19 protein-coding genes and 1 pseudogene are annotated in these 26800 nt (G+C 68.6%); 6 read left to right on the plus strand and 14 right to left on the minus strand.

What is annotated here, in order from left to right; genetic code table 11:
- Nucleotides 1–40 precede the first annotated feature (40 nt).
- The 3 genes from argG to AB5I40_RS37630 all read right to left on the minus strand — a co-directional run bounded on the left by argG (nucleotide 41) and on the right by AB5I40_RS37630 (nucleotide 3059).
- Complete coding sequence (argG, locus tag AB5I40_RS37620; protein ID WP_370934915.1) at nucleotides 41–1489, minus strand: argininosuccinate synthase; 1449 nt, start codon at nucleotides 1487–1489, stop codon at nucleotides 41–43.
- Nucleotides 1490–1557: 68 nt separating this feature from the next.
- Nucleotides 1558–1908, minus strand: a complete 351-nt coding sequence (locus tag AB5I40_RS37625; protein ID WP_370934916.1) for a hypothetical protein — start codon at nucleotides 1906–1908, stop codon at nucleotides 1558–1560.
- A 62-nt stretch (nucleotides 1909–1970) separates the two neighbouring features.
- Nucleotides 1971–3059: a glycosyltransferase gene (locus tag AB5I40_RS37630; protein ID WP_370934917.1), complete on the minus strand. Its 1089-nt coding sequence runs from the start codon at nucleotides 3057–3059 to the stop codon at nucleotides 1971–1973.
- Nucleotides 3060–3163: 104 nt separating this feature from the next.
- Between AB5I40_RS37630 and AB5I40_RS37635 the strand changes: the two genes are divergently transcribed.
- The 5 genes from AB5I40_RS37635 to AB5I40_RS37655 are packed head-to-tail and all read left to right on the plus strand — an operon-like array spanning nucleotide 3164 to nucleotide 6249.
- On the plus strand, nucleotides 3164–3454 hold the full coding sequence (locus AB5I40_RS37635) for a hypothetical protein (protein ID WP_370934918.1): 291 nt from the start codon (nucleotides 3164–3166) through the stop codon (nucleotides 3452–3454).
- Nucleotides 3451–4377 (plus strand): FAD:protein FMN transferase, encoded by a 927-nt coding sequence (locus tag AB5I40_RS37640; RefSeq protein WP_370934919.1) that lies wholly within the window; start codon nucleotides 3451–3453, stop codon nucleotides 4375–4377. The genes AB5I40_RS37635 and AB5I40_RS37640 overlap by 4 nt, the downstream gene beginning before the upstream one ends.
- A complete protein-coding gene (locus AB5I40_RS37645; protein ID WP_370934920.1) occupies nucleotides 4374–4937 on the plus strand; it encodes a ferric reductase-like transmembrane domain-containing protein in 564 nt (187 codons plus the stop codon). Before AB5I40_RS37640 ends, AB5I40_RS37645 begins: the two co-directional genes overlap by 4 nt.
- A 2-nt stretch (nucleotides 4938–4939) precedes the next feature.
- On the plus strand, nucleotides 4940–6052 hold the full coding sequence (locus AB5I40_RS37650; protein WP_370934921.1) for an NADH-ubiquinone oxidoreductase-F iron-sulfur binding region domain-containing protein: 1113 nt from the start codon (nucleotides 4940–4942) through the stop codon (nucleotides 6050–6052).
- Nucleotides 6049–6249: a ferredoxin gene (locus AB5I40_RS37655; RefSeq protein WP_370934922.1), complete on the plus strand. Its 201-nt coding sequence runs from the start codon at nucleotides 6049–6051 to the stop codon at nucleotides 6247–6249. The genes AB5I40_RS37650 and AB5I40_RS37655 overlap by 4 nt, the downstream gene beginning before the upstream one ends.
- Before the next feature lie 303 nt (nucleotides 6250–6552).
- Here the strand turns inward: AB5I40_RS37655 and AB5I40_RS37660 are convergent, their stop codons facing one another.
- On the minus strand, nucleotides 6553–9537 hold the full coding sequence (locus AB5I40_RS37660) for a tetratricopeptide repeat protein (RefSeq protein WP_370934923.1): 2985 nt from the start codon (nucleotides 9535–9537) through the stop codon (nucleotides 6553–6555).
- 190 nt (nucleotides 9538–9727) lie between these two features.
- Between AB5I40_RS37660 and AB5I40_RS37665 the strand changes: the two genes are divergently transcribed.
- Nucleotides 9728–10948: a hypothetical protein gene (locus tag AB5I40_RS37665; RefSeq protein WP_370934924.1), complete on the plus strand. Its 1221-nt coding sequence runs from the start codon at nucleotides 9728–9730 to the stop codon at nucleotides 10946–10948.
- Nucleotides 10949–11169: 221 nt separating this feature from the next.
- On the opposite strand, the gene AB5I40_RS37670 is transcribed toward AB5I40_RS37665, so the two are convergent.
- The 10 genes and pseudogenes from AB5I40_RS37670 to AB5I40_RS37715 form a co-directional block, all read right to left on the minus strand.
- Entirely contained in the window at nucleotides 11170–13095 is a 1926-nt protein-coding gene (locus AB5I40_RS37670) for a tetratricopeptide repeat protein (RefSeq protein WP_370934925.1), read from the minus strand.
- A 132-nt stretch (nucleotides 13096–13227) separates the two neighbouring features.
- Complete coding sequence (locus AB5I40_RS37675) at nucleotides 13228–13602, minus strand: helix-turn-helix domain-containing protein (RefSeq protein WP_370934926.1); 375 nt, start codon at nucleotides 13600–13602, stop codon at nucleotides 13228–13230.
- A gap of 227 nt (nucleotides 13603–13829) precedes the next feature.
- The gene (locus AB5I40_RS37680) at nucleotides 13830–15098 is read right to left on the minus strand and encodes a sensor histidine kinase (protein WP_370934927.1); all 1269 of its coding nucleotides are present in this window, start codon (nucleotides 15096–15098) and stop codon (nucleotides 13830–13832) included.
- A gap of 325 nt (nucleotides 15099–15423) precedes the next feature.
- Nucleotides 15424–16263 (minus strand): annotated as a pseudogene (locus tag AB5I40_RS37685) (methyltransferase); the annotation flags it as partial.
- Between the two features lie 173 nt (nucleotides 16264–16436).
- Entirely contained in the window at nucleotides 16437–17570 is a 1134-nt protein-coding gene (locus AB5I40_RS37690) for a hypothetical protein (protein WP_370934928.1), read from the minus strand.
- 25 nt (nucleotides 17571–17595) lie between these two features.
- Entirely contained in the window at nucleotides 17596–18777 is a 1182-nt protein-coding gene (locus AB5I40_RS37695; RefSeq protein WP_370934929.1) for an SPFH domain-containing protein, read from the minus strand.
- 63 nt (nucleotides 18778–18840) lie between these two features.
- Nucleotides 18841–19968: a serine hydrolase domain-containing protein gene (locus AB5I40_RS37700; RefSeq protein ID WP_370934930.1), complete on the minus strand. Its 1128-nt coding sequence runs from the start codon at nucleotides 19966–19968 to the stop codon at nucleotides 18841–18843.
- 79 nt (nucleotides 19969–20047) lie between these two features.
- The gene (locus AB5I40_RS37705; protein WP_370934931.1) at nucleotides 20048–21664 is read right to left on the minus strand and encodes an ABC-F family ATP-binding cassette domain-containing protein; all 1617 of its coding nucleotides are present in this window, start codon (nucleotides 21662–21664) and stop codon (nucleotides 20048–20050) included.
- Nucleotides 21661–23283, minus strand: a complete 1623-nt coding sequence (gene abc-f / locus AB5I40_RS37710) for a ribosomal protection-like ABC-F family protein (protein ID WP_370934932.1) — start codon at nucleotides 23281–23283, stop codon at nucleotides 21661–21663. The genes AB5I40_RS37705 and abc-f overlap by 4 nt, the downstream gene beginning before the upstream one ends.
- Before the next feature lie 356 nt (nucleotides 23284–23639).
- Nucleotides 23640–26774, minus strand: a complete 3135-nt coding sequence (locus tag AB5I40_RS37715) for an NACHT domain-containing NTPase (RefSeq protein WP_370934933.1) — start codon at nucleotides 26772–26774, stop codon at nucleotides 23640–23642.
- Nucleotides 26775–26800: the final 26 nt, after the last annotated feature.

Consider the following 26800-nt stretch of genomic DNA (forward strand, 5'->3'; position numbering starts at 1 on the left):
CCGCGCCGGTGTTCCGGCGCGGGCATCCGCGGGAAAAAGCTCAGTCGGTGCCGGATTCCATCGCGGCGCGGTCGAGCAGTTCGACGTCGTCGGCCCGGCCGCGGGACGCGATTGTCTCGGCCCCGCCCTCGGCCATCGCGCCGATCAGGCCGGTCGCGGCTGCCTGCGCGGCTCCGATCAGCTTCGGGTGCGAGTTGCCGCCGACCATGCCGAGGCTCGCGTACTGCTCCAGCTTGGCGCGCGAGTCGGCGATGTCGAGGTTCCGCATGGTCAGCTGGCCGATCCGGTCTACCGGGCCGAACGCGGAGTCCTCGGTGCGCTCCATCGACAGCTTGTCCGGGTGATAGCTGAACGCCGGCCCGGACGTGTCGAGGATCGAGTAGTCCTCGCCGCGCCGCAGCCGCAGCGTGACCTCGCCGGTGATCGCGGTGCCGACCCAGCGCTGCAGCGATTCGCGCAGCATCATCGCCTGCGGGTCGAGCCAGCGGCCCTCGTACATCAGCCTGCCGAGCCGGCGGCCCTCGTTGTGGTAGCTGGCGATGGTGTCCTCGTTGTGCACCGCGTTGACCAGCCGCTCGTACGCCGCGTGCAGCAGCGCCATGCCCGGGGCCTCGTAGATGCCGCGGCTCTTGGCCTCGATGATCCGGTTCTCGATCTGGTCGGACATGCCGAGGCCGTGCCGCCCGCCGATCGCGTTGGCCTCCAGCACCAGCTCGACCGCGGTGCCGAACTCCTTGCCGTTGATGCTCACCGGACGGCCCTGCTCGAAGCCGATGGTGACGTCCTCGGGCGCGATCTCGACCGCCGGGTCCCAGAACCGCACGCCCATGATCGGTTCGACGATCTCGATGCCGGTGTCGAGGTGCTCGAGGGATTTCGCCTCGTGCGTGGCGCCCCAGATGTTGGCGTCGGTGGAGTAGGCCTTCTCGGTGCTGTCGCGGTAGGGCAGGTTGTGCGCCTGCAACCACTCGGACATCTCCTTGCGGCCGCCGAGCTCGCCGACGAACGCCGCGTCGAGCCACGGCTTGTAGATCCGCAGGCCCGGGTTGGCCAGCAGGCCGTAGCGGTAGAACCGCTCGATGTCGTTGCCCTTGTAGGTGGAGCCGTCGCCCCAGATCTGGACGTCGTCCTCGAGCATCGCGCGCACCAGCAGCGTGCCGGTGACCGCGCGGCCGAGCGGGGTGGTGTTGAAGTAGGCCCGGCCGCCGGTGCGGATGTGGAAGGCCCCGCAGGTCAGCGCGGCGAGCCCCTCTTCGACGAGGGCTTCCTTGCAGTCGACCAGCCGCGCGAGCTCCGCCCCGTAGGCGTGCGCGCGGCCGGGGACGGACGCGATGTCGGGTTCGTCGTACTGGCCGATGTCGGCGGTGTAGGTGCACGGAACCGCACCCTTGTCGCGCATCCACGCCACCGCCACGGACGTGTCGAGGCCGCCGGAGAACGCGATGCCGACCCGCTCGCCGACGGGAAGGGAAGTGAGCACCTTGGACATAGGAATGATTATGCACGACGATGTATGAACGTGCATCCCCGGGTGGTGTGAACTCGCTCTCGCGGGGTTCACCGCTCTTGCAGGCGCTGCCGCCACCAGGCCTCGGCATGCCAGGAGCTGAGGGAACTCGCAGCCGGGTCGGGCAGGGTTCTTCGCCGGAACTCGTCGTCTAGAGGAGCCAGGACTCGGCGCAGTTCCGCACGGTCGCGGCGCGGAAGGGCGCGCAGGGCGGCTTCCAGTTCGTCGCGGGCTTCGACCGGATCGCAGCAGAGGCAGTCGGTCCACGGAACATGCAGCCAGCGGCCGGGCTGGCGCAGGAATCGCCGGTACTGGTCGAGTGCTCGGGAAACGCGTTCGGCCCACGGATCGCGGGCTTCGGGTCGATCGGCGCGCACCGCGCCGGGCTTCCTACGAGGCATTGCCCCTTCGGGTCGACGTCATAGCGAAGAGGATGCCACATCTTCGGTCAGCAGCCAGGTGCTCAGTACGTGCGGCCCTTCCAACCGGTCCGCCGCCGAGCGGAGTCCAGCGTCATCAGGGTGTAGAGCGCCGCGGTGAACGGCAGCAGCAGCCCCGCGACCACGGGCTGCCGGTAGTACAGGGCGACCGGGACGAACGTCCCCGCCATCAGTAGCCACGCCGCGGCGGCCTGCCACGAGCCGGTCAGGGCGAGCACCGGCGGGGCGAGGAAGACGGCGACCATCCCGGCGACGGTCCCGGCCAGCAGCAGCGGCGAATGCCGGAGCTGGGTGTACGCGCTGCGGGCCACCATCTGCCACAGGTCCGCGAGCCGCGGATAGGGCCGGACACTTCGGACTTTCGACGCGTAGCCCAGCCAGATCCGGCCACCTGCGGATGAGACCGCACGGGCGAGTGCGACGTCGTCGATGACTGCGCCGCGGATGGCCTCGATTCCGCCGGCGCGTTCGAGCACCGAGCGGCGGACGAGGACGCACCCGCCGGCTGCGGCGGCGGTGCGCCAGCGCGCGGAATTCACGCGGCGGAAGGGGCAGAGCATCGCGAAGAAGTAGACGAAAGCGGGCACGATCAGCCGCTCCCAGAACGTTGCGGTGCGCAGGACGGCCATCTGAGATACCAGGTCCCGGCCGCTGGTGGCAGCGGCGACGAGGGTTTCCAGTGAATCGGGTTCGTGTGAGATATCAGCGTCCGTCAGCAGAAGGAAGTCGACGTCTCCTGCTTCGCGGACGCCGTGTGCGACGGCCCAGAGTTTCCCGGTCCAGCCGTCCGGTGGTTCGCCGGGGCTGGTGACGGTGCGCGGGAGTCCATTGGGGACAGTCACCGAGCGGGCGACTTCCGCGGTGCCGTCGGTGCTGCCGTCGTCTACGAGGATGACTCGCGCGTCGCCGGGGTAGGTCTGGCGGAGCAGTGTGGGCAGGGTTTCCGGAAGCAGTTCCGCTTCGTCGCGGGCGGGGACGACGATGGCGACGGACGGCCAGATCTCCGGGCGGACCAGCGGGGGAAGACGTTGGTCGGTGCGCCAGAACCAGCTGTGGCACAACGCGAGTCCGGCCCACACGGCCAGCGTTGCCCACCCGAGGATCGTGCTCATGCGCGGAGCGTAGTGACTGGAAGCAAACTGACAGGTCGCTCCCAGCGAACTCATAGATTCGCGGCTGAGACTGGGTGTTCCCACCACCGGAAGGGACACCCGGCATGGACCCGGACATCAGGAGACGGCAAGAGGAACGGGCGCGCGTCCGGCATCGGACGGCGTTCGTCACGGCGGTCGCGGCAGTGCTCGGAGTCGCGGCGGCCGGAGGAATCGGATACGGGCTGACGGCGGCTGGCTCTACGTCCACCAGCGGGACTGGCTCGACGTCGAGCGGCGGGACTGGCTCGACATCGAGCGGATCGAGTACTTCTGGTCAAGACCAGCTGCAGGCGCCCGCGCAGGATCCCGGCTCCGGCTCCGGTCACGCGCACACCGGATCGGGTGCGTCGTGACCGGGCCGTATTCGGCTGCGTTTCGCGCGCTCGGCACGACGGCGCGGGTGCTCGTCACCGAGGAGGCCGCGCTGGGTCCGGCGACCGCGCTGCTGCGGACGCGGCTCGCCGAACTGGATCGGGCATGCAGCCGATTCCGGACAGATTCGGAAATTTCGGCCCTCCACCGTGCGGCGGGCCGGGAAGTGGAAGTGAGCCCGCTGCTGGCCGACGCGCTGTCGGCCGCCTTGCGCGCCTCATGGCTGAGCGGCGGACTGGTCGATCCGACGGTCGGCGGGTCGATGGCGGCGCTCGGTTACGACCGGGATTTCGCCGAGATCGCCGACGGACCCGCTGCGACGCCAGTCCCCGCGCCAGGCTCGCATTGGGTGCTGTTCGAACCGGCCCGGCGGATTGTCGTGCTGCCGCGCGGCGTGACGCTGGACCTCGGCGCTACCGCGAAAGCTTTTGCCGCGGACCAGACTGCCGCCGAGATCGCCCGTCGCACCGGCTGCGGCGTACTGGTGAACCTCGGCGGTGACCTCGCTGTCGCCGGCCCGGCTCCAGCGGGTGGCTGGCGGGTGGCGATCGGCGACGACCACAGCGACGCGGTTGCCTACGCAGACACGACGATCACGCTCACCAGCGGCGGCCTGGCAACGTCCGGGGTGGCCCGGCGGACTTGGCGCCGCGGCGGTCGCGTGGTGCACCACATCGTCGACCCGCGCACGGGCGAACCGGCGGATTCGTGCTGGCGGACGGTATCGGTCGCGGCGAGGTCCTGTGTGGACGCCAACACCGCGAGCACCGCTTCGGTCGTGCTGGGAGTGGCGGCGTTGGACTGGCTCGGGTCGCGCGGATTGCCCGCACGGCTGGTGAGTTCACGCGGCGCGGTCCGGATGACGGCGGGGTGGCCCGCGGATCGCCGGGAGCGTGTGTCGTGAGTTCCGCGCTCTGGTATTTCAGCCGTGCCACCGGAATCGTCTCGCTGGTGTTCTCGACCGCCGTCGTGGTGCTCGGCTTCCTCAACTCGGGAAGGTACGCGACGCGACGGTGGCCCCGCTTCGCCCTCGCGGACCTGCACCGGAACCTCGCCCTGGCCAGCCTCGTGTTCTTGGGTGCACACATCATCTTCGCGGTCGTCGACGGTTATGTGGACCTCAGCTGGGTCGCGGTCGTGGTGCCGTTCGTCTCCGGCTACGAACCATTCTGGATCGGAATCGGTGCGGTAGCAGTGGATTTGCTGCTCGCCATTGTCGTCACGAGTCTGCTGAGGACGCACCTCCCGCCGCGATTGTGGCGTGCGGTGCACTGGCTGGCTTACCTGTGCTGGCCGGTCGCGCTCGCGCACAGCATCGGTCTCGTGGCGTCCGACAGCGCACGTCCGCTGCTCATCGCGCTCGACATCGCGTGCCTGGTCGCCGTCCTGGCCGCCGCGAGCGTGCGGTTCGGCAGTACCAGTCCCGACACCGAGGCTCGCCGCCTCTCTCCACTAAGGAGGTGAACGTGCTTCCCTTGCACCGGAACAATCTCGCCGCCCACCTGTCCGTCCACGGTGGACTCCCCGTTCTGCACCGCGACGCGTTGATCCACGAAATTGACGCCGCCGGTATCCGCGGCCGAGGCGGCGCTGGCTTCCCCGCCGCGGCGAAACTGCGCTCTGTCGCACCAGGACGGTCCATTGTGGTCGCCAACGGCTGCGAGAGCGATCCGTTCAGCACCAAGGATCGCGCCCTGTTTGAACTCGCTCCACACCTGGTTTTGGACGGCATCCAGGTAGCGGCTAGCGCAGTCGGAGCAACCGAGGCTTTCCTCTGCCTGCACGAAGAAAACCGGAGTGTGCTGGCCGCTTTGGCCGAACGCCGCGATGCCGTACCGGTAAAGCTGGTCGCAGTTCCGCCCCGATACGTCGCCAGCGAAGAAACCGCGCTGGTGCATTTCCTGGGCACCGGCGATGCCCGCCCCACTGGCAAATTCCCCCGCCCGACCGAACGCGGCCTGCGCGGTCGCCCGACGCTAGTCCAGAATGTCGAAACATTGGCCCGATTCGCGATGGTCGCCAGAATGGGCGCGGACCGTTATCGTTCTGTCCACACTGACCTGGTCACCGTCACCGGTGCCGTGTCTCGCCCCGGTGTACTGGAAGTCCCGGCAGACACGCCGATTTCCGCGATCCTCGCCCGAGCCGGTGGATCCGTTACCGCACCAGCAGTCCTGATCGGCGGCTATGGCGGAACCTGGATGCCGCGCTCCCTCGCCGACCCCCTGCCGCTCGGTCGCGAACCGGGCCTGTCCTCCCTGCACCTGCTCGCAGAACCGCACTGTGGCCTGGAACTGACGAGGAATATTCTCTCGAGATTGGCCGCCGAATCGGCCCGCCAATGTGGCCCGTGCATGTTCGGACTCCCCGCCATCGCCGCGGATTTCACCGACCTGCTGGCCGGTCGGGACGCCACCGGCCGCTTGGCCCGCCGCCTCCCGCTCCTCACGGGACGAGGCGCCTGCGCCCACCCGGACGGAGCGGTCCGCCTAGCCGCGAGCGCCCTGCGAGTCTTCGCGGCCGACGTCCAAGCGCACCTGACCGCTGGCTCGTGCCGAATCACAGCAGGTGCCGCATGAACCGCCTGACGGTCGACCCGATCGCCTGCCGCGCACACGGTTTGTGCGCGGATGTCCTGCCTGAACTGATCACTGTGGACGAATGGGGCTATCCGGTGGTTCGCGGGGAATCGGTGCCCGAGCCGCTGCTGGCCGAAGCTCGACGGGCCGCTGCGGCTTGTCCGGCGCTGGCGTTGCGGTTACGAAAATCAGATTAATCGCAACGCCAGCTCCGTGTTAACGACTATTCAACAACGCCACCAATCGCTGATGGCGTGCAGTGCCATGATCGACACTGGCAAGATGCTAATAACAGCTGACGCGAAGCCGGTCAACTAGCGCTCCTCAGGCAATTTATGAATTTATTTCACCACAACATGGATATCGCTGTGGCCAGGCCGCCCAGGCTACTCTGCGAACGAGCTTCAGGGGTTACCCAAAGTGTGTCGGCAAATGCAGACGTCCTCGGAAGGAGGAGTTTGCCCTACCGTGGAGTGAACCGTTTCGGCGCCCCCGCCGTTTCAGCGGTGGCGGATTACGGATCGTCGCGGAGCGGGCATGGCCACGGTGTTTTCCTCGTCGCTTTGGCCGTCCCTGGCCTGCGGAATCAGGTGCGGATCCCGGACCGCGGCCAGCCGCTCCTCGACGCGGTCGGCCTTGGCGTCCCGGCCGCGGCCCCGGTAGAAGGCAGCGGCGCGAGTCCAGGCGTCGACGGCGTCCTCGCGGTTTCCCCGTGAGTAGAGAATCTCCGCGAACGCCTCCAGCGCCCGAGCCTGGCCGGTCGCGTTGTGCGCCCGCTCGGCCAGTTCGACCGCTTCCTGGGACAACCGCAGCGCGGCTCGGTCGTCCCGTTCGGCTGCCGCGAGGCGGGCTTGCACGGTGCGCAGCCGCATCGTGGCCGTGAGGTCGCCGGCGATCTGGGCCTGTGCCAGCTGGCAATGCCGGTGCGCGACGGCGAATTGTTCTTCGCGGAGATGGAGTTCCGCGAGCGTTGTATAGGTCGTGGCTTGACCGGCGGTGTCGCCGGTGAGCGCGCGCAAGTGGAGCGCGCGGTGGTAGTGCGGCAGAGCTTTTTCGTACTGGTCGAGCTCGGCGAGGGTCTCGCCGAGGTACTGCTCTGCCTTCGCCTCGCGGACCATGTCGCCGTTGCGTTGCGCGTGCGTGATGCAGCGGCGGAAGAGGGCGATCGCTTCCGCGGGGCGTCCCGTTTGCCGGTATAGCTGTGCGAAGTTGATGTTGATTGTCAACACCCCGATGGGCGACCCGTCGTTCGTGGCGAGTTCCAGCGCTTGCGTCAGGGCGTGCTCGGCCGTTTTGTGGTTGCTGAGCGTGAGATTGAGCTGGCCGAGGTCGTTCAGGCTCGACGCTTCCGCGTGCGGGTTCTTGTTCGCCCGCGCCGCCCGTGCGGCGATAGTGAACCCGGTGCTCATTTCGTCGTAAAAACCATATCTGTCAAGGGTATCCGCAATAAGATGGGGCAGCATATAGGCTATTTCGAAGTGCTGATGCTCCTCGGCCAGCGCCGCCAGCGCGACGGCGTTCGTTCTCTCGAGCAAAACCCACCGCGTCGCGGCGTCCGGCGTTGCGAATTGCGTCGGGCGGGTGCCGGGTTCGGGATCAAGCTGCGGTGGGCGGTCACGGTGCGGATGCGCCATCCGGTGCGCGTGGTACGCGGTGCAGTAGTAATGCGACAGCAAGCGTCGCAACGGCTGCGGGTCGTGGTCTTGATCGCTCAGCGTTCGGGCGTACCGGTGGAAAATCGAGACAATCCGGTAGCGGTCTATGTCTCCGGGCTGGTCGATCAAGTGCAGTGCGACCAGGGTCTCCAGCGCACGCCGGGTCTCCGCAGCCGGACGGCCCGAGGCGGACAGCAGAGTGTCGACGTGGATTTCCGCGCCGGGGTGATGACCGAAGAGCCGGAAAAGGGCTTGGCTCGGCGGTTCGAGCATGTGGTACGACGAGGAAAACGCGGCGCGCAGGCTTTGGTCGTCGCCGTCGTCGCCGATGCTCAGGAGCATCTCCGGATCTCGCAGCTGGTCGAGCATCGTGCCGAGGCTCAGTCCTGGCCGGCGCGCGGCGCTCTCCGCGACGAGGGTGAGTGCGAGCGGCAAGCCGTCGCAGAGATGTGCGATTCGGCGGGCCGCGCCGGGTTCCCGGTCTCCGCGTCCGCGCAAGCGCCGGACGAACAGCTCCAGCGAGTCGTGGTCGTCGAGGCGGGCGAGGCTGAGTTCGGCGAGCTCGTGCCTGCGGACCAGCGCGCTGAGGCGGCGGCGCGAGGTGACGATCGCCGAGCATCCGGACAGCACGTGCAGCAACTGGTCCACGTGGTCGGAGTTCTCGGCGTCGTCGAGGATCACCAGCACGGAGCGGCCGGTCAACTGCTGGCGCAGCACCGCGGCCCTGGCCGCCGAGTTCACCACGTGGTCGACCGGATAGTCGAGGTCTTGGAGCAGCCGGTCGACGACGTCGGACGATTCGAGTCGCGGCGCCGGGCCGAAACCGTGCAGGTCGAGGTAGATCGTTCCGCCCGGGAACCAGTCCGCGGCCCGGTGTGCCCAGTGGACCGCGAGGCTCGTCTTTCCGATGCCGGGCGGACCGCTGAGCACGACGGCGGGCGAGCGCGTCGGCGAGCCGGGGCGGAGCCAGTCGTCCAGCGTTTCCAGCGCGTCGGCGCGGCTGATGAATCCGCGGAGGTCGGGGGGAAGCGGATGGGACGGTGGCGCGGCCCGGCGCGGCGGGGCGACAGCGGGCGGGTTTTCGTAGCTGCCCCGGACCTCGTCGTGGAAGGCGCGCAGCACGGCGCTGGCGGTGTCGTCGGCGGCGTCGTGGAATCGCCGATGCGCGTCGAGATAGTGGGCCTGGGCCTGCTCGGACTGCCCGAGCGCGTAGTAGATCTGTATCTGGAGCTTCACGAACGCCAGGCGGCCGGCGTGGTCGGGGGCCAGCTCCTGCATCCATCCCGCGGCCTCGTCGGGACGGCCGAGCGTCAGCAATTGGCTCGTCAGGAATTCTCGCGCGGGAAGCAACATGGATTTTATTTTGTCTTCGCGCCAATTGTCGGCGCGTTCGGTGCGGAGACCTGCCAGGGGTTCGTCGCGCCATAAGGAAAGTGCGGAAGCGGCTGATTCGAACGCCGTTTCATGATCGCCGGAACTCGCTGTCGCGTGTGCTTTCCGCATTGTTTTCCGGAAGGCGGAGACATCCACGAGACTCTCGTCCAAGCCGACCAGGTAGCCGTCGCCGGATCGGGTGACCGAGGCGGGCACGTCTGCTTCGTCGAGGGCGTCGCGCAGCCGGTGCACTGCCTTGTACAGGGCTTCTTGCGGGTTTCCGGGAAGGTCGTCGTCCCAGAGCCAGGAGATGAGGGCGTCCTGGGAAAAGCGCTGCCCCGGCCGGGTGAGCAGGACGCCGAGAATATTCCGAGTTTGCCGCTGGCCCCACTGCTCATTCATCTTCCCGTGCATCCGCACCGCAGTCTGCCCGAGAATTCCGTAGGCGAAGTCCATTCGACGTCCCTCCCTCGTCGATTGCCCAGTTTCGCATTGATCCGGTCGATCGGCGACCGCTTTCGGGATAACGATCATCCGGGAATTGTCTTGTCCGGTTTCGGTCCGCTTTGTGTCCAGCGGCGGGAAGCGTCCGGTCAGGACCGGATCGCAGGCTCGGCTCGTCGGTTTCCAGGCGGAGGGGATGAAGATGGCGCACGACGTGTGGGTACGCGGTCCGATCGGTCTCGACGCCGCGTCGCGGGTGACGCGGCCGGGCTGCCGGGCCGTGCTGGCGGTCGTTCCGACGGTGACGATCGGGACACGGCTGGTCGAGCTGATCTCGCTGCTCGAGCAGGACCTTCGGGTACAGGTCATGTTCACCGTGCCGCACAGCGTCGACCGGTGGGCCGGAGCGGAAGAGTACGTGCGGGCGAGCCACGGCCTGCTGCTGCCGTGGGAGCAGGCGGTGGCGCACCGGTTCGATCTGGTGCTGGCCGCGTCCGATCAGCAGATCGACCAGGTGCGGGGGCCGCTGCTCCTGATCGGGCACGGGGTCGGGCGGGTACCGGGGCGTCGCTTCAGCAGGCAGGCGGGCGGGGCGACGGTCGCGACGACCGCGATCGAGCGGCAGTCGCTCACGTGTCGCGGGCGGGTGCTGCCCTCGGTGCTGGGGCTCGGTACTGACGCCGAGGTCGAGGTCCTGCGCGACCGGTGCCCGGAGGCGCTGCCCGTCGCGGTCGTGACCGGAGACATCTGCCTGGACGCGATGCGGGCGGCGAGCGGGCTGCGCGACCGGTACCGGCGAGCGTTGGGCGTCGGCTCACGGCGGCTGGTGGTCGTGAGTTCGACCTGGTTCACTGATTCGGCGTTCGGCCGGATGCCGGCGATGTACGAGGCGATCATGGCCGCGCTCCCGCGGGACCGCTACGCGGTGGCGGCGGTGTTGCACCCGAATATCTGGGCGGTCCACGGGCGGCGTCAGGTCGTGGCGTGGCTCGGCCGATGCCAGGAAGCGGGTCTGCGGGTGATCCCGCCCGAACAGGGGTGGCAGGCGACGATGATCGCGGCTGACTGGGTGATCGGGGACCACGGCTCGACCACGGGCTACGCGGCGGCCATGGGACGGCCGGTGACGCTCGCGTCGATGCCGGACGGACGACCGCAGGCCGGGAGCGTCGCGGAGGTGGTGCTGGCGCACGCGAAACTACTGGTTCCGGACCAGCCGCTCGAACCTCAGGAGGAGGCCGCGATCGCCGCGGCGCCGAGGCTCGCCGCGGCGGTGCTGCCGGTTGTCAGCGGGAGGATCGACTGCTCGGCCGGGATCTTGCGGTCGGCGATGTACCGGCTGCTGCAGTTGTCCGAACCGAGCGCGCCGGCGTATCCGCCGTTGCCCGCGGTGCCCCGGCCGCTGCCTGGGCGGAACGCGTGAGCGCCGGGGTCGCGCGCGTCCGGCTCGCGTTGCCCGGGCGCCGCGCGGTGCCGGTGCTGGTCGCGGATGTCGAGGTGGCCGCTCCCCGCTGGGCCGCCAGCGCGGATGTCGTGGTCCGGTCCTGCGCCAGGGCCGCGACCGCTGGCGATGCCGACGACCTGATCTCGGCGTGGCCGGGGGCGATCGCCGCGGCGGTGCACTGGTCCGGCGGGACGGTGTGGTCAGTGCGGCGGCTCGGCGGAGTCACGGCTGAGGATGCGTGCTTCCTGGAGACGGCGCTCGGCGCTTGCCTCGTCGCCGTGGCCGCGTTCGAGCCCGGCGAGTGCGGTGAGGACTTCGGCCTGGAAATGCGGTGACTGAAGCCGTTCCACCCCCTCGAGCGCACTCACCAGTTCGGCGTGTGCGCGGTGGTAGTCGCCGCGCCGGGCGTGGATCGCGGCGAGTGAGATGACAGTGCGCGCGAGCTGGCTCGCGTCGCCCGCTTCCTCCATGATGGCGGCGGCTTCGGTCAGCTCGCGCACCGCGTCGTCCTCGCGGCCCAGGGTGGCCAGCAGGTCGCCGCGCCGGCGCCGAGCCATGGCGACTCCGCGCGGTCTGCCGATCTCGGCGTGCTTTTCGGCGCTGCGCTCATACAAGTCCAGCGCGGCTTCAAGGTCGCCTCGGGCGCGCGCGTCCCTGGCCATGCGGGAAAGCGCGGTGGCCTGGGTCGGTCCGTGCTGTTCCCGCTCGCCGATTTCGAGCGCGGCGGCGTGATGGGCGGCGGCTTGCTCGAAGCGCCGCAGCCGCTCGTGCACGTAACCGGCCTGGCTGTGCATCCGGGCTTCCACCAGCGGGAGCTGACATCGGCGGGCGGCCGCGATTCCCGCCGTGCACAGTTCCAGGAACGGTTCGTAATCCCGGTGGTGCAGGAAAAATCCCCACGACGCTTCGGCGAGCTGCCACAGTTCCTCGTCCCAGCCGTGCGCTGACGCGGCTTTCGCGACGGCGTTGATGACCGGCCGGTCCCGGCGCCACCAGCTCACCGCGTGGTCGCGGTCGGCGAAAGATCCCGTCGCCGCAACGGTTTCGGCCGCGAAGTTCGGCCGGAAAGGATGGATGAGGGCGCTCGCGGTGACGGTTTGGTCGCGGTACCAACGAGTGTAGCGGCGCACGAGGTAATGCCGGTCGGCCTCGGCGTCCTGGCGTTCCGCGCGCACGCGGGCGTCGTGGCGGACGACGTCGTGCTGTGCCACGGTTTCGTCCTCCAGTTCGTGGAGAAGGTTGGCTTCGATGAGCTCGTCGACGGCGTCGTCAAGGTGGGCGGGCGAGCTCTGCAGCGTGTCGGCGAGCGCGTCGACGGTGTGATGCGGGCCGGGCAGGATGCCGCAGGTTCGGTAGAGCCGGGCGGCCGAATCGTCGAGCGTGGCGTACGAGGCGTCGAAAACCGTTGAGAGCGCGGGGAAATCTCCGACCGAACGGATACGTCCGCGGCGGGCTTCCTGGTGCGGCTTGCGGCGCGGCCGGGCGCGCAGTCTCGCTCCGGTGATGGCGAGCGCCAGCGGGAGACCGGCGCAGGCGGTCAGCAGGTCTTGCGCGTCCTCGTGGCTGATCTGCCGTTGCCCGGCGCGGGCGAGCACCTCGCGGGCGGGCTGGTCCGGAAGCGGGCTGAGCGGAAGGATTTCCGCGCCGTCCAGTGCGAGGCTGGTCAGCTGGGACCGGCTGGTGACGAGCACGACCGCGTTCGCGCTGGACGGCAGCACGGCGCGGGCGTCGGCGCTGTGCACCACGTCGTCGAGCAGCACGGCGAACCGGCGATCCGCGGTCACCGCACGGAACTCGGCGGCCCGGTGGGCGAGCGAGACGGGGATGTCGTCGGCCGGGATGCCCAGTGCGGCAAGGAAACCGTGCAGCACCCCGCTTGCGGATTCTGTCGTTTCGGTGCCCTCGGAGGAAAATCTTGTGCACAGGATGCCGTCGGGGAACCGGGCGCGATGCGTGTGCAGCCAGTGCAGGGCGAGCGCGGTTTTGCCGATCCCGCCGACACCGGTGAGCACGACGACCGACGGGGCGGGGTCGGACCGGAGCCGGATTTCGTCCAGCCGGGCCAGTTCCCGGGTGCGGCCGAGCAGCACGGGCGGTGCGGGAGGCAGCTGGACCGGCGCCCGCACCGGTCTGCCGGATGCTACGGTTCCCCCTGGCCGCGCCTCAGTCATTCCGCACCCCCAATTATTCCTCCCTACCTGCTCCGGGTGGCAAAAGAAACGGAATGCGGCCGGAATCACCCACCCCTGAGGCGATGATCAGGGTCGCTGGGTGTCGCCGGGCGTGCGCCGATCGAGAGCATTCTGGCCGCCATGTGGGCGTATCGTCACTTTTTCCCGGAGCAGCAAGCGACGGATAGTTCCATAGGACGCCTGATGCGTGTCCGCGATGCTCTGAATAGTAGAACCAGATTGGTACTCGCGGACTATTCGCGGTACGTCGAGTTCCCGGCGCACCCCCTGGCGGATTTCCGGCAGCACGGCGCCTTCCTGGCGCAGCAGCCGTCCGGTCCAGCTCAGGGACAGGCCGTGTTCCCTGGCGATCTCGGTGATCGACGCGCCGGCCCGCCAGGATTCGAGCATCCGGCGATTCCGCTCGGTCCGATTCGTGCGTGCCTCGTCCGGCGTGTCCATGCAAGCGCTCCCGCTGCTGGGCCTGAAGGTGAACGACCCTCCATTATCGGCCTCGGGGGCACGGAATGTGAACCTACGAACGTGGTGCATAGGAGCGGAGGTTGTTTGTTATCAAATGGTTACACAAGTGCGCGAAAGGGGGATTGAATAATTGTCACCTCGCGGTGGTTTTTGCGGAATCATCGCGGCCGGGCGGTCTCGTCCCGGCTATCGGGAATGGCTCCCGGTCAGTGCGGCACCCAAAGCGTGACGCGGGTTCCGTGCCCCGGCGTCGATTCCACTTGCCCGGTGCCGCCGACCTCCGCCAGTCGCGCTTCGATCGACTGCTGGATGCCGAATCCGGGGCCGCGTTCGCGTACGTCGAAGCCGCGGCCTTGGTCCCGGGCGACCACCGCGGTGCCGCCGTCGCGTTCTTCCACTCGGAGCACGACGCGGCTGGTTCCGGCGTGCTTCACCGTGTTGCGCAACGCTTCTCGTACCGCTTCGCACATCGCGGTGCGGCGATCGGCGGAAAGACGGTCGTCGTCAGCGAAATCGGCAGCCACGAGTTGGGTGCGCAGGCCCTCGCGGGCCATGTCGGCGGCGACGTCGGCCAGTTCGACCACGAAGCCGCGTCTCGTGCGCGGTTCGATCGGTTCGGTGATGCTCCGGCGGAGTTCGGCCGCCTCGGCGTGCGCGACCGAGCGCAGTTGGGCGAGCCGTTCGGCGGCGTGGTCGGCGTCGTCGGACGGGGCGATCGCGAGCGCTTCCAGCGTCTGCAACACGCTGTCATGCAGCAGCCGCTGGGTGCGTTTGCGTTCGGCCTCCTGACCGCGGCGCAGGCCGATGTCGAGCGCGAAGCGGGTGCCGACGCCCAGCAGCACCAGGATCCCGCACGCCACCACGATCGACACGGCCAGCGCGACGAGACAGCCGATCGACCGGTTGATCGCGAGATGGTCGTCCAGCCGCAGCCCGCCCGCCAGGGTCAGCAGGACGCGCACCGGGACGGCGGCGGCGAGCAGCAGCAACGCGGCGGGCAGCCCGGACGTCCCGGCCCACATCGCCACCGAGCCGACCAGCCACGTCCAGGTGACGTCGATCGCGAACGGCTGCACCGAGTCCGGCGCGAGCACCGCGGTCAGCAGGTTCAGCGCGAGTCCCGCGCAGAGGTCCGCGGCGAGCACCCGCCGTGTGCGCCGCGCGGGCAGCCCGCCGGAGCGCAGCAGCCACCACAGGAACGCGGCGTTCGCGACGACGCCAAGCACGGCCGCGGGCAGCACCGGGAACAGTCCGGTGCTGCCGTTGGCCGCGGCGAATCCGATGAACACCTTCACGAACGCGGCGATCCGGTAGGCGACCGGAACGACGACCCAGTACCGCGCGGCGCGCGCCAGCGTCGCGTCGCCGACCGCGGTGAGGTCCTCGCCCGCGTCCGGCCGCTCCGGCGGGCTGCCGCGATGCAGCAGAGTCCGCACGAAGTCCCGGCGCGGTACGGCAAAACCCGGTACGGGCATCGTCCCTCCCCGTGTCTTCGGCGAGGATATTCGATTGGTGTAGTCCAGTGTGGAAACGCCGGGTCACGCTCTGGACATGGTTAGCCGCCACAGCATTGTCCGCTTCGCGGGAACGCTGCGCGTGCAAGGGATCGGCACTGTCCGTGGCGCTTCGGTGCCGTGGCGTGGTTTCCCGGCGTCCCGCGACTTCAAGACCGGCGGCGGAGATCCGGTCGAGCAGTTCGGCCCGGGTCCGCAGACCGAGGTGTTCGGCGAGGTCCGACAGGATCAGCCAGCCTTCGCCGTGCGGCGTCAGATGGTCCGGGAGGCCGTCGAGGAAGCGGTTCAGCATGGCGGACGAGGCGTCGTAAATCCCGAGTTCCAGCGCCGAAGCCGGGTTTCCGGGCAGCCAAGGCGGATTGCAGACGACCAGATCGGCACGCCGCTGCGAGGGCCAGAGATCGGCTTCGAGGACGCGGACCCGGTCGGACAGACCGAGTCGCCGCAGGTTGTCGCGTGCGCAGCGCACGGCGCGCGGGTTCAGGTCGGTCGCCACCACTTCGGCGGCGCCGCGCCGGGCGAGAATGGCGGCGAGCACTCCGGTGCCGGTGCCGAGATCGAAGACAACCGGAGAACCCTTGCCCGGCAACGGTTCCCGTGCGACCAGATCGAGGTATTCGCTGCGTGTCGGAGCGAACACGCTGTACGCGGGATAGAGTCGAGCGTTCAAAGCTTTGATGTGTATGCCTTTCTGGTGCCATTGATAAGCGCTCAGGGCGCCGAGCAGCTCACGTAACGAGATCATCGTGCCGGGTAAACCGCCGAAAGCGTGCTCGCAGGCGGCTTGGATGTCGGGGGCTCGGCGCAGCCGCAGCGAATGGTCATCCTCTACCGAGACCAGGATTTTCCCTAGCAGCGTGGCGCGTTCCGAGCGCGCTGAACGCACCTCGGCGAAAGAACCGGAACGCTGCGGAAGCCGTCGGTCCATGGCGCGCACGAGCTGCCGCGCGTTGGGAAAATCGCCGCGCCACAGCATTCCGGTGCCAGCGCGGGCGAAACGCAGCGCCGCGGCAGCGGTCAGCCGATCATCGACGACGACAATGCGGCCCGGCGGCGGAGTTCCGTTGCCGGAATGCCAGCGGGCGGTGTGGGTGGTTCCGTTTTCGGTCCACTGAACGGTGGACATGAATGCTCCCGGGAAGGGTCGAAGGGCCAGTCAGCCGTCGACGCTTCGCAGAGAGCAGGCAGGGATTCCCGCCGGTCAAGACAGCGGCGTGCCCGCGTGCTCCCGCGAAACGCGGGAGCAGCGGTCGCCGAGAACCATGCCCATCAGCACGGCACATCACTTCCTTCGAAAACTCAGTGGTGCGTAACCGAATGGTGCGTGGTGCCGGTGCTGTGGCCCTTCGTCGCGACGAAGTAGACAATCGCCGCGATCACGATCAGCGCGATCACCACCGCGATGGCGATCTTGACCTTGCTCCACGGACGCTGGCCGTGGATTTCGCCGGTGCGGCCGTTGACGAGGATCTGCCAGTTCTTCCCGGCGTACACATAGGTCGCGACCCACACCGGCAGCAGCATCAGTTTGAAGGTGACGTTGTTGTGCTGCGTGTCGACCGAATTCAGCTGCTGGGTGTCGCCGCCGATGTCGTACTTGCAGTCGTCGGCGATGATCGGCGCCATCCGGTTTTTCGCCTCTTCGAAGCCGTTTTCCGGCTCCACGTCGTACCGCAGCGCGAAGTGCCCGGAGAGGAACTGCGGCTGGTACGGCGCGGAGTCGAGCAGCGGCCACGGCGCGAGCTTGTCCAGCTCGGGAAGCGGCAGCTGGGTGCTCGCCGGGACCAGGACGTCGTCGAAGTTCCGCGCGACCCGTCCGCGTGCCGGGTACCAGCGCGTATGGCGGACTTCGCGCGTCCTGCGCTCGCCGTTCTCGTAGTAGCTCTCGGTGACGTAGTAGTACTCGCCGCGCGCGCCGGTGTAGACCGAGACGGTCTGCGAGTCGTACGTCCAGTGCGGGATGTACGTGCTCTTCGTGGACTCCGCGGTGGTGACCTTCTTCAACGCGGTCGGCGCGAACCAGCGCGAAGACGTCCACTTCTTCAGGTGCGTGCTGACCGCGGGCCGGTCGAACGCGAACGGCAGCACGCCCTCAGGGACCAGCTGACCGGACGCTCCTGGCTCGATGACCAGCGGCGCGCCGCAGAACTGGCACATGCTGGCGGTCTCGTTCGTTTCCGTCCTGGCCGCGCACCGCTGGCACACGAAGACGTACTTGCCGATCGACCCCACCGGCTTGCGCGCCAGGTTCGCCAGCTCGGCGAAAGGGATCTCGCGGATCTCCCGGTCGCCCGCGGCGATTTCCTGCCGGAAGCCGCAGTACGGGCACTGCATGGCCGTCGTGCCCGGCGCGAACTCCAGCCGCGCGCCGCAGCCGCCGCACGGATAGGTCGTGTTGGCCACGCCGCTCTGCTGGGAGCGTGGGTCAGTCATGGGTCCCCCAGAAGGTTGACGCGGCTCAGGACGGCGGCAGCGGCGGCGGGGTCGCGCCGAACAGCGCCGACACCTCCGGCACCTGCGCGGCCGCGGTCCACTGGGCCATGCCTGCCTTCCACACCAGGGTGTCCCGCGCGAGCGTGCCCGCCGAGATCTGCTGGCCGAGGCCCGCGCGGTCGAACGGGCCGAGCTGCTGGCCGTTCGCGCCGATGAACCACTGCTCGCCCTGCGGCAGCGGCGGCGGCATCTGCGGCGGGGCCTGCTGCTGGTACTGCGGCTGCTGCGGGGCCTGCTGGTACTGCGGCTGCTGGTATTGCTGGGGAGCCTGCTGCTGGTACTGCTGCGGGGCGGGCTGCTGCTGCGGTCCGGCCGCGCGCTGGCCGAGCGCCATGCCGAGGCCGATGCCCAGCCCCTCGCCCGCGCCGCCCTGGTTGTTCGCCGCCGCCTCGATCGCGTTCGCGGACTGGAACTTCGTGTACTGGTCGAGGTCGCCGACCACGCCCATCTGGGTCCGCTTGTCCATCGCGGCCTCGACCTCGGGCGGCACCGAGATGTTCTCGATCATGAACTTCGAGATCTCGATGCCGACCTCGCGCAGTTCGAGGTTCAGCGCGACCGCGATCTTGCCCGCGATCTGCTCCTGCTGGGTGACCAGGTCGAGCATCGGCACCTGGGCCGCCGCGATCGCGGGCCCGAGCTTGCTGATGACCATGCTGCGCAGGTAGTCCGACACCTCTTCGGTGCGGAACTGCGGGTCGGTGCCGGCCAGTTCCTTCAGCAGCGCGACCGGCTCGACCACGCGGACCGCGTAGCCGCCGAACGCGCGCAGCCGGACCATGCCGAACTCGGGGTCGCGCAGGATGACCGGGTTCTGCGTGCCCCATTTGAGGTCGGTGAACTGCCGGGTGTTGACGAAGTACACCTCGGCCTTGAACGGCGAGTTGAAGCCGTACTTCCAGCCCTTGAGGGTGGACATGATCGGCATGTTCTGCGTCTGCAGCGTGTACATGCCCGGCGGGTAGGCGTCGGCGACCTGGCCCTCGTTCACGAACACCGCGGCCTGCGATTCGCGGACGGTGAGCTTGGCGCCCATCTTGATCTCGTTGTCGTAGCGCGGGAAGCGCCACACGATGGTGTCCCGGCTGTCGTCGGTCCACTCGATGATGTCGATGAACTCGCCGCGGATCTTGTCGAAGATGCCCACGTCTGACCCCTCGTCGTTGCCTCGTGCCCGCGGGCCACAGTACAGTGCGCGACCCGCGCCGGATCACTGCGGCGCGGCCGCCTCGCGCCAAAAGTCCTGCATGTGCGGTATGCCACCGGGTCCGTCCACCCCGCGCTGGGTGAGAAGGATCGCCACCGAACTCCTCGACGGCGTCACGTAGGCGCTGGTTCCGGTGCCGCCGACCCAGCCGTAGCGGCCCGCGACCTGCCACGGCTGCGTCGGCGCGACGTCGACCGCTCCGCCGAATCCCCAGCCCTGGCCTTCGAGGAAGACCGGATTGGCCGCGATCTGTTCCGCGGTGAGGTGGTTGGCCGTCATCTGACTCACGGATTCCTTCGACAGCAGTCCTTCGCCGTCGGAAAGGAGCATTCGGGCAAAGCGGTGCCAATCGTCCGCGGTGCCCGCGAGCCCGCCGGATCCGGCCGGGAAGGGCGGCACCTCGCGCCACTGGCCGTCCGGGGCGTCGGCCAGCTCCAGGCCGTTCTCGCCCGCGCGGTAGTAGCTGGCGAACCGGTGTCGTTTGGCGGCGGGCACCTCGAACGCGGTGTCGGCCATGCCGAGCGGCTCGAACACCCGCTCGGCGAGGAAGTCCGGCAGCGACTGGCCGGACGCGCGGGCGATCAGGATGCCTTGCAGGTCAGAGCAGGTGTCGTACAGCCAGGCCTCGCCGGGCTGGTGCAGCAGCGGGATGCGGGCCAGCCGGGCGAGCCACTCGTCGGGCTCCGGGCGCAGCCGGACCTCGCGGCCGTCGGTCTGCACCGTGAACAGCTCCTGGACCTGCGGGAGGGAGAAGTCCGACGGGAAGCCGTAGCCGGCGCGGAAGGTCAGCAGGTCGCGGACGGTGATCGGCTTTTCCGCGGGTACGACGTCGTCGACCGGGCTTCGCGGCGTCCGCACGACCATCGGGTCGGCCAATTCGGGCAGCCATTCGGCGATGGGGGTGTCCAGGCCGAAGCGGCCGTCCTCGATCAGCAGCAGTACCGCTGCCGCGATGATCGGCTTGGTGATGGAGGCGATGCGGAAGATGGTGTCGCGGGCCATCGGCGCGGTGCCCTCGACGTCGAGAGATCCCAGCGCGGTCACCTCGACGTCGTCGCCGTGCGCGACGAGGGCTACCGCGCCCGGGATGAACCCGGAGTCGACGTGGCGGCGGAGGCTTTCGTGCTTCATCGGTCGTTCCCTTCGCGGGCGGATGTTCCGCGGAGTGGTCGTCGCCCGGGCCTTCCACTGGACACCCGCCCGGTCCGGATCACTCTAACGGCCTAGCGCGGTGGTCGGGTCCGATATCGAGGACTTGCCCGGTCCAGTTTTCGCGCAGCCGCCGGTCGTGCGTGGCGGCGACGATCGCGCCCGGGCTGCTGCCGAGGGCGTCCTCCAGTTCGTCGCACAGCGTGGGGGAGAGGTGGTTGGTCGGTTCGTCGAGCAACAGCAGGTGCGGCGGATCGGCGATGAGGAGCGCGAGCGCGAGACGGCGGCGCTGCCCGACGGACAACTCGCCGACCGGTCGGGAAGCTTCGCGATTTGTCAGCAATCCCAACGAGTTCAGCGGAACCGCGGTGACGCGTTCCGGGCCGAGCGTGGCGAGGTAGGTGGCGCGGGCGGTGCGTTGCGGGCGGGCGAAAGTGGTGTCCTGGCTGAGGATTCCGGTGCTCAGGTTGGGCTGTCGGGTTACGCCTTTTGCGGTGCGGTCGCCGGACAGGAGCAGAAGCAGTGTTGACTTTCCTGCCCCGTTCGGGCCGGTGACCAGCAGCCGGGTGTCGGTCTGGACTTCCAGCCGGTCCAGGGAAAGCCGGTCTGGCAGGTGCACATTGTCCAGCGCGACAAGGGTTTCTTGCGGATTTTCGACGGCCAGCGCTTGCGGGTGGAACCGGAGCGGCGGGGGTGGCGCGGGAACCTGGGCGCGTTCCCGCTCGTCCAGCTTCCGCGTAGTGGCCCGGGTCCGGCGGGAGATCTGGTTTTGCACGCGGCCGGACCTGCGGCCGAGCCCCATTTTCTCGTTGTCCGGCGCGAGGCGGCCCGGGGCGACCCGATGCGCGGTGACGCCGAGCGTGTCGCGCAGTTCCTCCAGTTCTTCCTGCTCCTCGAGGTACTGCCGTTCCCAGCGCTCGCGTTCGGCCCGTTTCCAGCCGAGGTAGTCGGTGTAGGTGCCGCCGTGGCGCACCGGGCCGTCCCGGGTCGGGTCGAGGTCGAGGATGTCGGTGCACACCGCGTCGAGGAACGCCCGGTCGTGGCTTGCGAACACGACGGTGCCGGGCAGTTCGCGCAGCTGGGCTTCGAGGAACGCGGCAGCTTCGGCGTCGAGATGGTTGGTCGGTTCGTCGAGCAGCACCGCCGACGGACGGCGGACCAGCAGCCCGGTCAGGGCGAGCCGCCCGCGCTGGCCGCCGGAAAGGGAGCCGAGCGTGCGCCCTCGGTCGATCCCGTCGAGCCCCAGGCCGGTGAGCACGATCTCCGCTCGCCGGTCCGCGTCCCACGCCTCGTGTTGCTGGGCCTGGTCGAGCAATTCGGCGTACTCGGCCAGCAACGCGGCGTCCTCGGGCGCTTCGGCGAGCAGTGCTGCGACCCGGTCAAGCTCGGCCAGCACTTCGCGGGCCGCGGCGAGGGCTTGATCGAGGACGTCAGCGACCGTCTCGGCCGGGTCGAACGGCATTTCCTGGTGCAGGAAGCCAAGATCCGGCGGCCGTTCGACCTCGCCCCGATCCGGCTGGTCCACCCCCGCGAGCACTCTCAACAGCGTCGATTTCCCGGTGCCGTTCTCGCCGATCACCCCGATCCGGCGACCGGGGGCGGCGGTGACCGACACTCCGTCGAGCACGCGCCGTTCCCCGAGCACCCGCACGATCTCGTGCGCGCGCAGGGCGGTCATTCCGTGATCCCGGCCGTTTCCCGCAGCTGCCCGTTTTCCAGCCGCAGCCAGCGGTCGACGCCGATCTCGGCCAGGAACCGCTCGTCGTGGCTGACCACCACGAACCCGCCCTGGTAGGCGTTGAGCGCGCTTTCCAGCTGGCCGGCGCTGACCAGGTCGAGGTTGTTCGTGGGCTCGTCGAGCAGCAGCAGTTGCGGGGCAGGCTCGGCGAAGAGAACGCACGCGAGAGTCGCGCGCAGCCGTTCGCCGCCGGACAGCACGCCGACCGGCAAGTGCGCCCGCGCGCCCCGGAACAGGAAGCGCGCCAACAGATTCATCCGGTCCGCAGGCAGCATTTCCGGTGCCGCGTCGGCGAGATTCTCCGCGACCGTGCGTTCCGGGTTCAGCAAATCGAGCCGCTGCGACAAATACGCGATCCGCCCGTCCGCCCGGCTGATCTCGCCCGCGTCCGGCGTGAGCGTGCCGTGCATCAGTCGCAGCAACGTCGATTTGCCCACGCCGTTCGGCCCGGTAAGCGCGATCCTTTCGGGACCCCGGATCGACAGATCCGCACCCTCGCCCGCGAACAGCCCGCGCACCCGAAGATGCTTGCCGTCAAACAACGTCCGCCCCGCCGGTACCGCGGTTTTGGGCAGCTCCAGGCTGATCTTCTGATCCTCCCGCAACGACCGTTCCGCCTGGTCGAGCTTGGCCTTCGCCGCACTGACCCGCGCCGCGTGCGTACCGTCCGCCTTCGCCGCGGACTCCTGTGCGTTGCGCTTCATCGTCCCCGCGAAGATCTTTGGCAGACCCGCGCTGGACAGATTTCGCTGCGCATTGCTGGCCCGCTTCGCCGCGCGTTCCCGGGCCTGCTGCATTTCGCGCTTCTCGCGTTTGACCTCTTGTTCGGCGTTGCGGATATTCTTTTCCGCGACCTCCCGTTCGGCCTGCACGGTTTGCTCGTACTCGGTGAAATTCCCGCCGTAGAAACGGATTTCGTCCGCGCCGAGCTCGGCGATCCGGTCCATCCGGTCGAGCAGCGCGCGGTCGTGGCTGACGACGAGAAGGCAGCCCGACCAGTCGGAGAGCACGTCGTACAGCTGCTGGCGAGCGGTGTGGTCGAGGTTGTTGGTGGGCTCGTCGAGCAGCAGGACGTCCGGGCTGCGCAACAGCTGCGCGGCGAGCCCGAGCGAGACGACCTGGCCGCCGCTGAGCGTGCCGAGCAGCCGGTCGAGCGTGAGATCGCCCAGCCCGAGCCGGTCGAGCTGCGCTCGGGTGCGGTCCTCGATGTCCCAGTCCGCGCCGATGGTGGTGAAGTGCTCCTCGGCCGCGTCGCCCTCCTCGACGGCCGAGATGGCCTTGAGGATCGCGTCGATGCCGAGCACCTCGGCGACCGTGCGATCCGCGGTGAGCGGCAGGTCCTGGGGGAGATACCCGAGCACCCCGTCGACGCTGACACTGCCCGCGGCCGGTTTGAGCTGCCCGGCGATGAGCTTCAGCAGAGTGGACTTCCCGGCCCCATTGGGCGCGACAAGCCCGGTGCGGCCCGCGGGGAAGGTGGCGGAGAGCTGGTCGAAGACGAGGGTGTCGTCGGGCCAGGAGAAGGAGATCCCGGACAGGACGATACGAAGATCGGACATGGTGCGGCCTCGCGGTGGATCGGCAGGGTTGTCCTGCGAAGTGATGTGGACGACTTGGGTGGGGCCATCCGCGACCTGCCCGTTTCTGGGCTCCATCCGACCTGGTTTCGGCGCGCTTGCCTGAGGTCGGGATGCCTCGCAGCCCGTGCGACGTGCACGGGGAACCTCCGCGCGCGGTCTGGTGCGCCGCGCGGGGATCAGCGAGGGGCCGGTGCCGTGATGGCCCGTGCCCCGGGCTCACCCGGAGATGTCGTCTTCACCCACCACGATAGGAATCCTCTGGATCGGGGCTGCTGTCCGTTGGCGAGGATACCAGGAAGCGGACGAAGCGCATCCGGGTTCCACTGTGGACGGGGTCAGAAGTACTCGAGTTCGACACCGGGGCCGAGCCGGTCGACTCCGATCAGTTCGGCTGCACTGCTGACCCACAGCGTCAGCTGCGCGTCTTTCAGCGGGGTCACGTCGAGCGGTTTGTCGACCATGTAGATCGTCAGCTCGGTCAAGGTCGGATGAGCGGCGAGGACGCCGAGATCGGAAATGGCTTGGTAATCCAGGCTCAGCCGCTGAAGCGGCAAAGCGAGCAGCGGCCGGAGGTCGGACGCGGGGCCGCCGTCGAGGTTCAGATCGGTGACGAGCGGGAATCTGTCGGCGAGTATGCCGAGGTCAGGCACCGAGTCTCCGGAGAGTTCCAATGTCCGCACCGCGGGAAGGGCCGGTGCGGCGGCGATCGCTTGTTCGGGACAGTCGGTGAGATGCAGGTCGGCGAGATTCTCCAGACCCGCCAGGACGTCGAGACTCGTGATGGCGGACAACCCGTCCAGCGACAGGTAAGCGAGATGCGCAAGTTCTCCGCATGCCCGGATGCTCCGCCAGGAAGTACGCCGGGACAGGGAGAGGTATTCCAGCCGCGGAAGCCGCTTCAGGACGTTCAAGTCGGTGTAGCCGCGGGCTCCGCGCAACGACAAACCCGTCAATTCGAGATGTCCGACGAGCGGTTTCAGGCTGATCGTCTGCTCGGTGGCGAAGACCAGGAAAAGGTCGTGCAGCGCCGGAGCGTCCGAAATACCGGTGAAATCTCCGTTGAACAAGCTGACCTGCAGATTGGTGAGGTTCTTCAGCTTCCTCGTGTGCGGGATCAACCGATTGCTGCGCACCTCGACGGACCCGTTGTTCAGCGGCGCGTCAGCGAGCACCTCGTCCGCGTAGCGCGCGGGATCGAAGTACTCCCATGCCTGCACGAGTTCGACCTGTACCTCCGCCCGTTCGTCCTGCGCGTAGTTTCGCAGCAGCGGAAGGACCTCGTCCCCGGTGCACGCCACCGCGGCGGCAACGGTCGCGCGCGCGACGGCGTCGCTCAACCCGGATAGATTTTCCGGCAGATAGTGCAGCAATTGGCTCCCGACCGAGGCCAACGACCGGGCTTCCTGAATGCTGCGCGGCGGAACCAGATGCTCCCGGATGGCTCGACGGACCCGCTCGATCACGTCCGGATCCACATCCCCGACCGTTTCCAGGCAAGCAGCGGCGAGCAATCGCAGCCGACGGGCGTTCCGGGGTTCGGTGTCGGCCCGGTCCAGAATTTCCCGCAGCAGTTTGGTCGACTGGTGGTTTTTCGCGTGTCCGCAGGCCATCACGACCGTCTCGCGCCAGGTGTCGCGGTGGGCGTTGGCGATCAACGTGTCGACGTACCCGGCCTCGGTGGCTTCGCTCCCGGCGAGGTACTCCTGGAACGTCCGGTGCACGAAATCGATCCGGCCCTTGACCGGGGACCGCAGCACACCGCTGCGTTCGACCAGGTGGTTCACGACCTCTTCCGCGTTGTGGTCGACGTGCGGGAGCGATTTCAGCCGGTAATCGAGGTGCTCCCGCACTTCGGTCGTGGGAAGTTCGACTTTGTTTCCCGAGGTGAGCCGCCATGCCAGGTGGCCGAGCAGAACGTGTTTCTGCTGTTCGGTGAGCAGGACCGCGATGTCGCGCTCGGCGTCGCGCATGTGGACGAGCATCGACAATGCCTTGCGGTACAAGTCCATCCGGTCGCGCGGCAGTTCCGAGCGGTGTGCCAAATTCAACGCGCACAGCATCGCGCACAACAGCGGATTCGACGCGAGTGCCCGGAGATGCGGACGGTTGTCGAGTTGGCTCAGCAGCCTGCGCTGGGCCGCTCCGAGGTCCACGCCAGGACGGACGTGCGAAGCGGCCTGGTGCCAGCGTTCCACCAGCGCGTGGATGTCCGGCGCGGTCATCGGTTCGAGCGAGACCGAGTCGAAGCCTTCGGAGATCAGCCAATGTTCTTCGGCGGCCGCTGATCGGGAAGTCACCACGATGCGTACCGCGGGGTAGATCGAGCTGAGTTCCCGCAGCCAGATTTTCACCTTCCGGCGCTGGGCAGGCTCGACCTCGTCCACGCCGTCGACCAAGAGGATCGCCTTGCCGGAGCGCAGTACCTCGTCCGCCCAACCCGACGGTGCACGACCGGCCAGCCTCGGCACCGCAAGCGCGACAAAAACGTCCGCGCCCGGCAGCCGGTTGCCCGGCAGGCTCCGCAGGCGGATCGGGAACGGGACGAAACCGTTCCACGAAGCCAGGCGATCGGTGAAGCCGCTGCGGGCGGCAGTGACCGCGAGCCAGTCCAGCAGCGTCGTCTTGCCCGAACCCGCCTCGCCGCGCACGAGGGTGCGGTCCGAGCGATGAATCGCGTCCTCGACGCGAACGGTGCCGCCGGAGTGCTGCTCGAACCAGTCCGGCCGCCGGGCAACCCGCCGTCGTGGGTTCTGCGCGGTCACGCTCAGGCTCAGATACGCGACCGTCAACGGCAACGTCGGCTGGTCCTCCATCGTCAGCCCAAGCAGTTCCAGATGGTCCAGCTTGTCCGCCAGCACCCGCAGGTACTCGTTCCGGAACTGGACATGATCCGTCCCCGCCTCGGTCAGGCTCGTCTTCGGCAGCCGGGCCAGCAGTTCCTCCAGCTGGTTGGACTGCTGATTCAGCCGCTTCAACACCTCGACCAACGCCGTCGGCTGGAAGGACGGCAGATGCCGCACGATCAGCACCAGTTGGCGGCACGACTGGTCCAACGCCACGTCGTACAACGCCGCCCCAGCAGCCGAGAGGAACTCATTAGCCGGGCACTGCGCCCGCACCTGTCGAGCTAGCTGTTCCTCATCCGCATCAACAGCGAGAAGGGCGTCGTCGGAGAGATCGACCGCGCCCAACGCATCTTCGACAGCCGCGAACACGGCAGCGGCTTCAGACTCCGGCAAAGCGGCGTATTCGTTCCGCAGCACCGGTTCCAGCTCAGTCGCCACCTGGGTTCCGATGGTCTGCAGCAACCGCTCCAGGTTCGCTTGGCCGAGTGGTCCGGCGCCAGCGGCGAGTTCGACCAGGCTCAGGCCTCGGGTCTTGCGGTCCTTCCATCGCTGCAGCCACGACTTCGCCGCGTGTGTCGCGATTTTCCCGCCGATCTTGACCGCACCCGCTTCCAGCCCGCTCATGACGCATCACCGTAGCGAGTCAAGGG

It is taken from the genome of Amycolatopsis sp. cg13 (assembly GCF_041346965.1).
Taxonomy (GTDB): domain Bacteria; phylum Actinomycetota; class Actinomycetes; order Mycobacteriales; family Pseudonocardiaceae; genus Amycolatopsis.

What these genes read in the sequence shown, in the direction of transcription:
- argG (WP_370934915.1), bottom strand. Translation starts at nt 1,489, where the DNA reads ATGTCCAAGGTGCTCACTTCCCTTCCCGTCGGCGAGCGGGTCGGCATC.
- AB5I40_RS37625 (WP_370934916.1), bottom strand. Translation starts at nt 1,908, where the DNA reads ATGCCTCGTAGGAAGCCCGGCGCGGTGCGCGCCGATCGACCCGAAGCC.
- AB5I40_RS37630 (WP_370934917.1), bottom strand. Translation starts at nt 3,059, where the DNA reads ATGAGCACGATCCTCGGGTGGGCAACGCTGGCCGTGTGGGCCGGACTC.
- AB5I40_RS37635 (WP_370934918.1), top strand. Translation starts at nt 3,164, where the DNA reads ATGGACCCGGACATCAGGAGACGGCAAGAGGAACGGGCGCGCGTCCGG.
- AB5I40_RS37655 (WP_370934922.1), top strand. Translation starts at nt 6,049, where the DNA reads ATGAACCGCCTGACGGTCGACCCGATCGCCTGCCGCGCACACGGTTTG.
- AB5I40_RS37660 (WP_370934923.1), bottom strand. Translation starts at nt 9,537, where the DNA reads ATGGACTTCGCCTACGGAATTCTCGGGCAGACTGCGGTGCGGATGCAC.
- AB5I40_RS37665 (WP_370934924.1), top strand. Translation starts at nt 9,728, where the DNA reads ATGGCGCACGACGTGTGGGTACGCGGTCCGATCGGTCTCGACGCCGCG.
- AB5I40_RS37675 (WP_370934926.1), bottom strand. Translation starts at nt 13,602, where the DNA reads ATGGACACGCCGGACGAGGCACGCACGAATCGGACCGAGCGGAATCGC.
- AB5I40_RS37680 (WP_370934927.1), bottom strand. Translation starts at nt 15,098, where the DNA reads ATGCCCGTACCGGGTTTTGCCGTACCGCGCCGGGACTTCGTGCGGACT.
- AB5I40_RS37690 (WP_370934928.1), bottom strand. Translation starts at nt 17,570, where the DNA reads ATGACTGACCCACGCTCCCAGCAGAGCGGCGTGGCCAACACGACCTAT.
- AB5I40_RS37700 (WP_370934930.1), bottom strand. Translation starts at nt 19,968, where the DNA reads ATGAAGCACGAAAGCCTCCGCCGCCACGTCGACTCCGGGTTCATCCCG.
- AB5I40_RS37705 (WP_370934931.1), bottom strand. Translation starts at nt 21,664, where the DNA reads ATGACCGCCCTGCGCGCGCACGAGATCGTGCGGGTGCTCGGGGAACGG.
- abc-f (WP_370934932.1), bottom strand. Translation starts at nt 23,283, where the DNA reads ATGTCCGATCTTCGTATCGTCCTGTCCGGGATCTCCTTCTCCTGGCCC.
- AB5I40_RS37715 (WP_370934933.1), bottom strand. Translation starts at nt 26,774, where the DNA reads ATGAGCGGGCTGGAAGCGGGTGCGGTCAAGATCGGCGGGAAAATCGCG.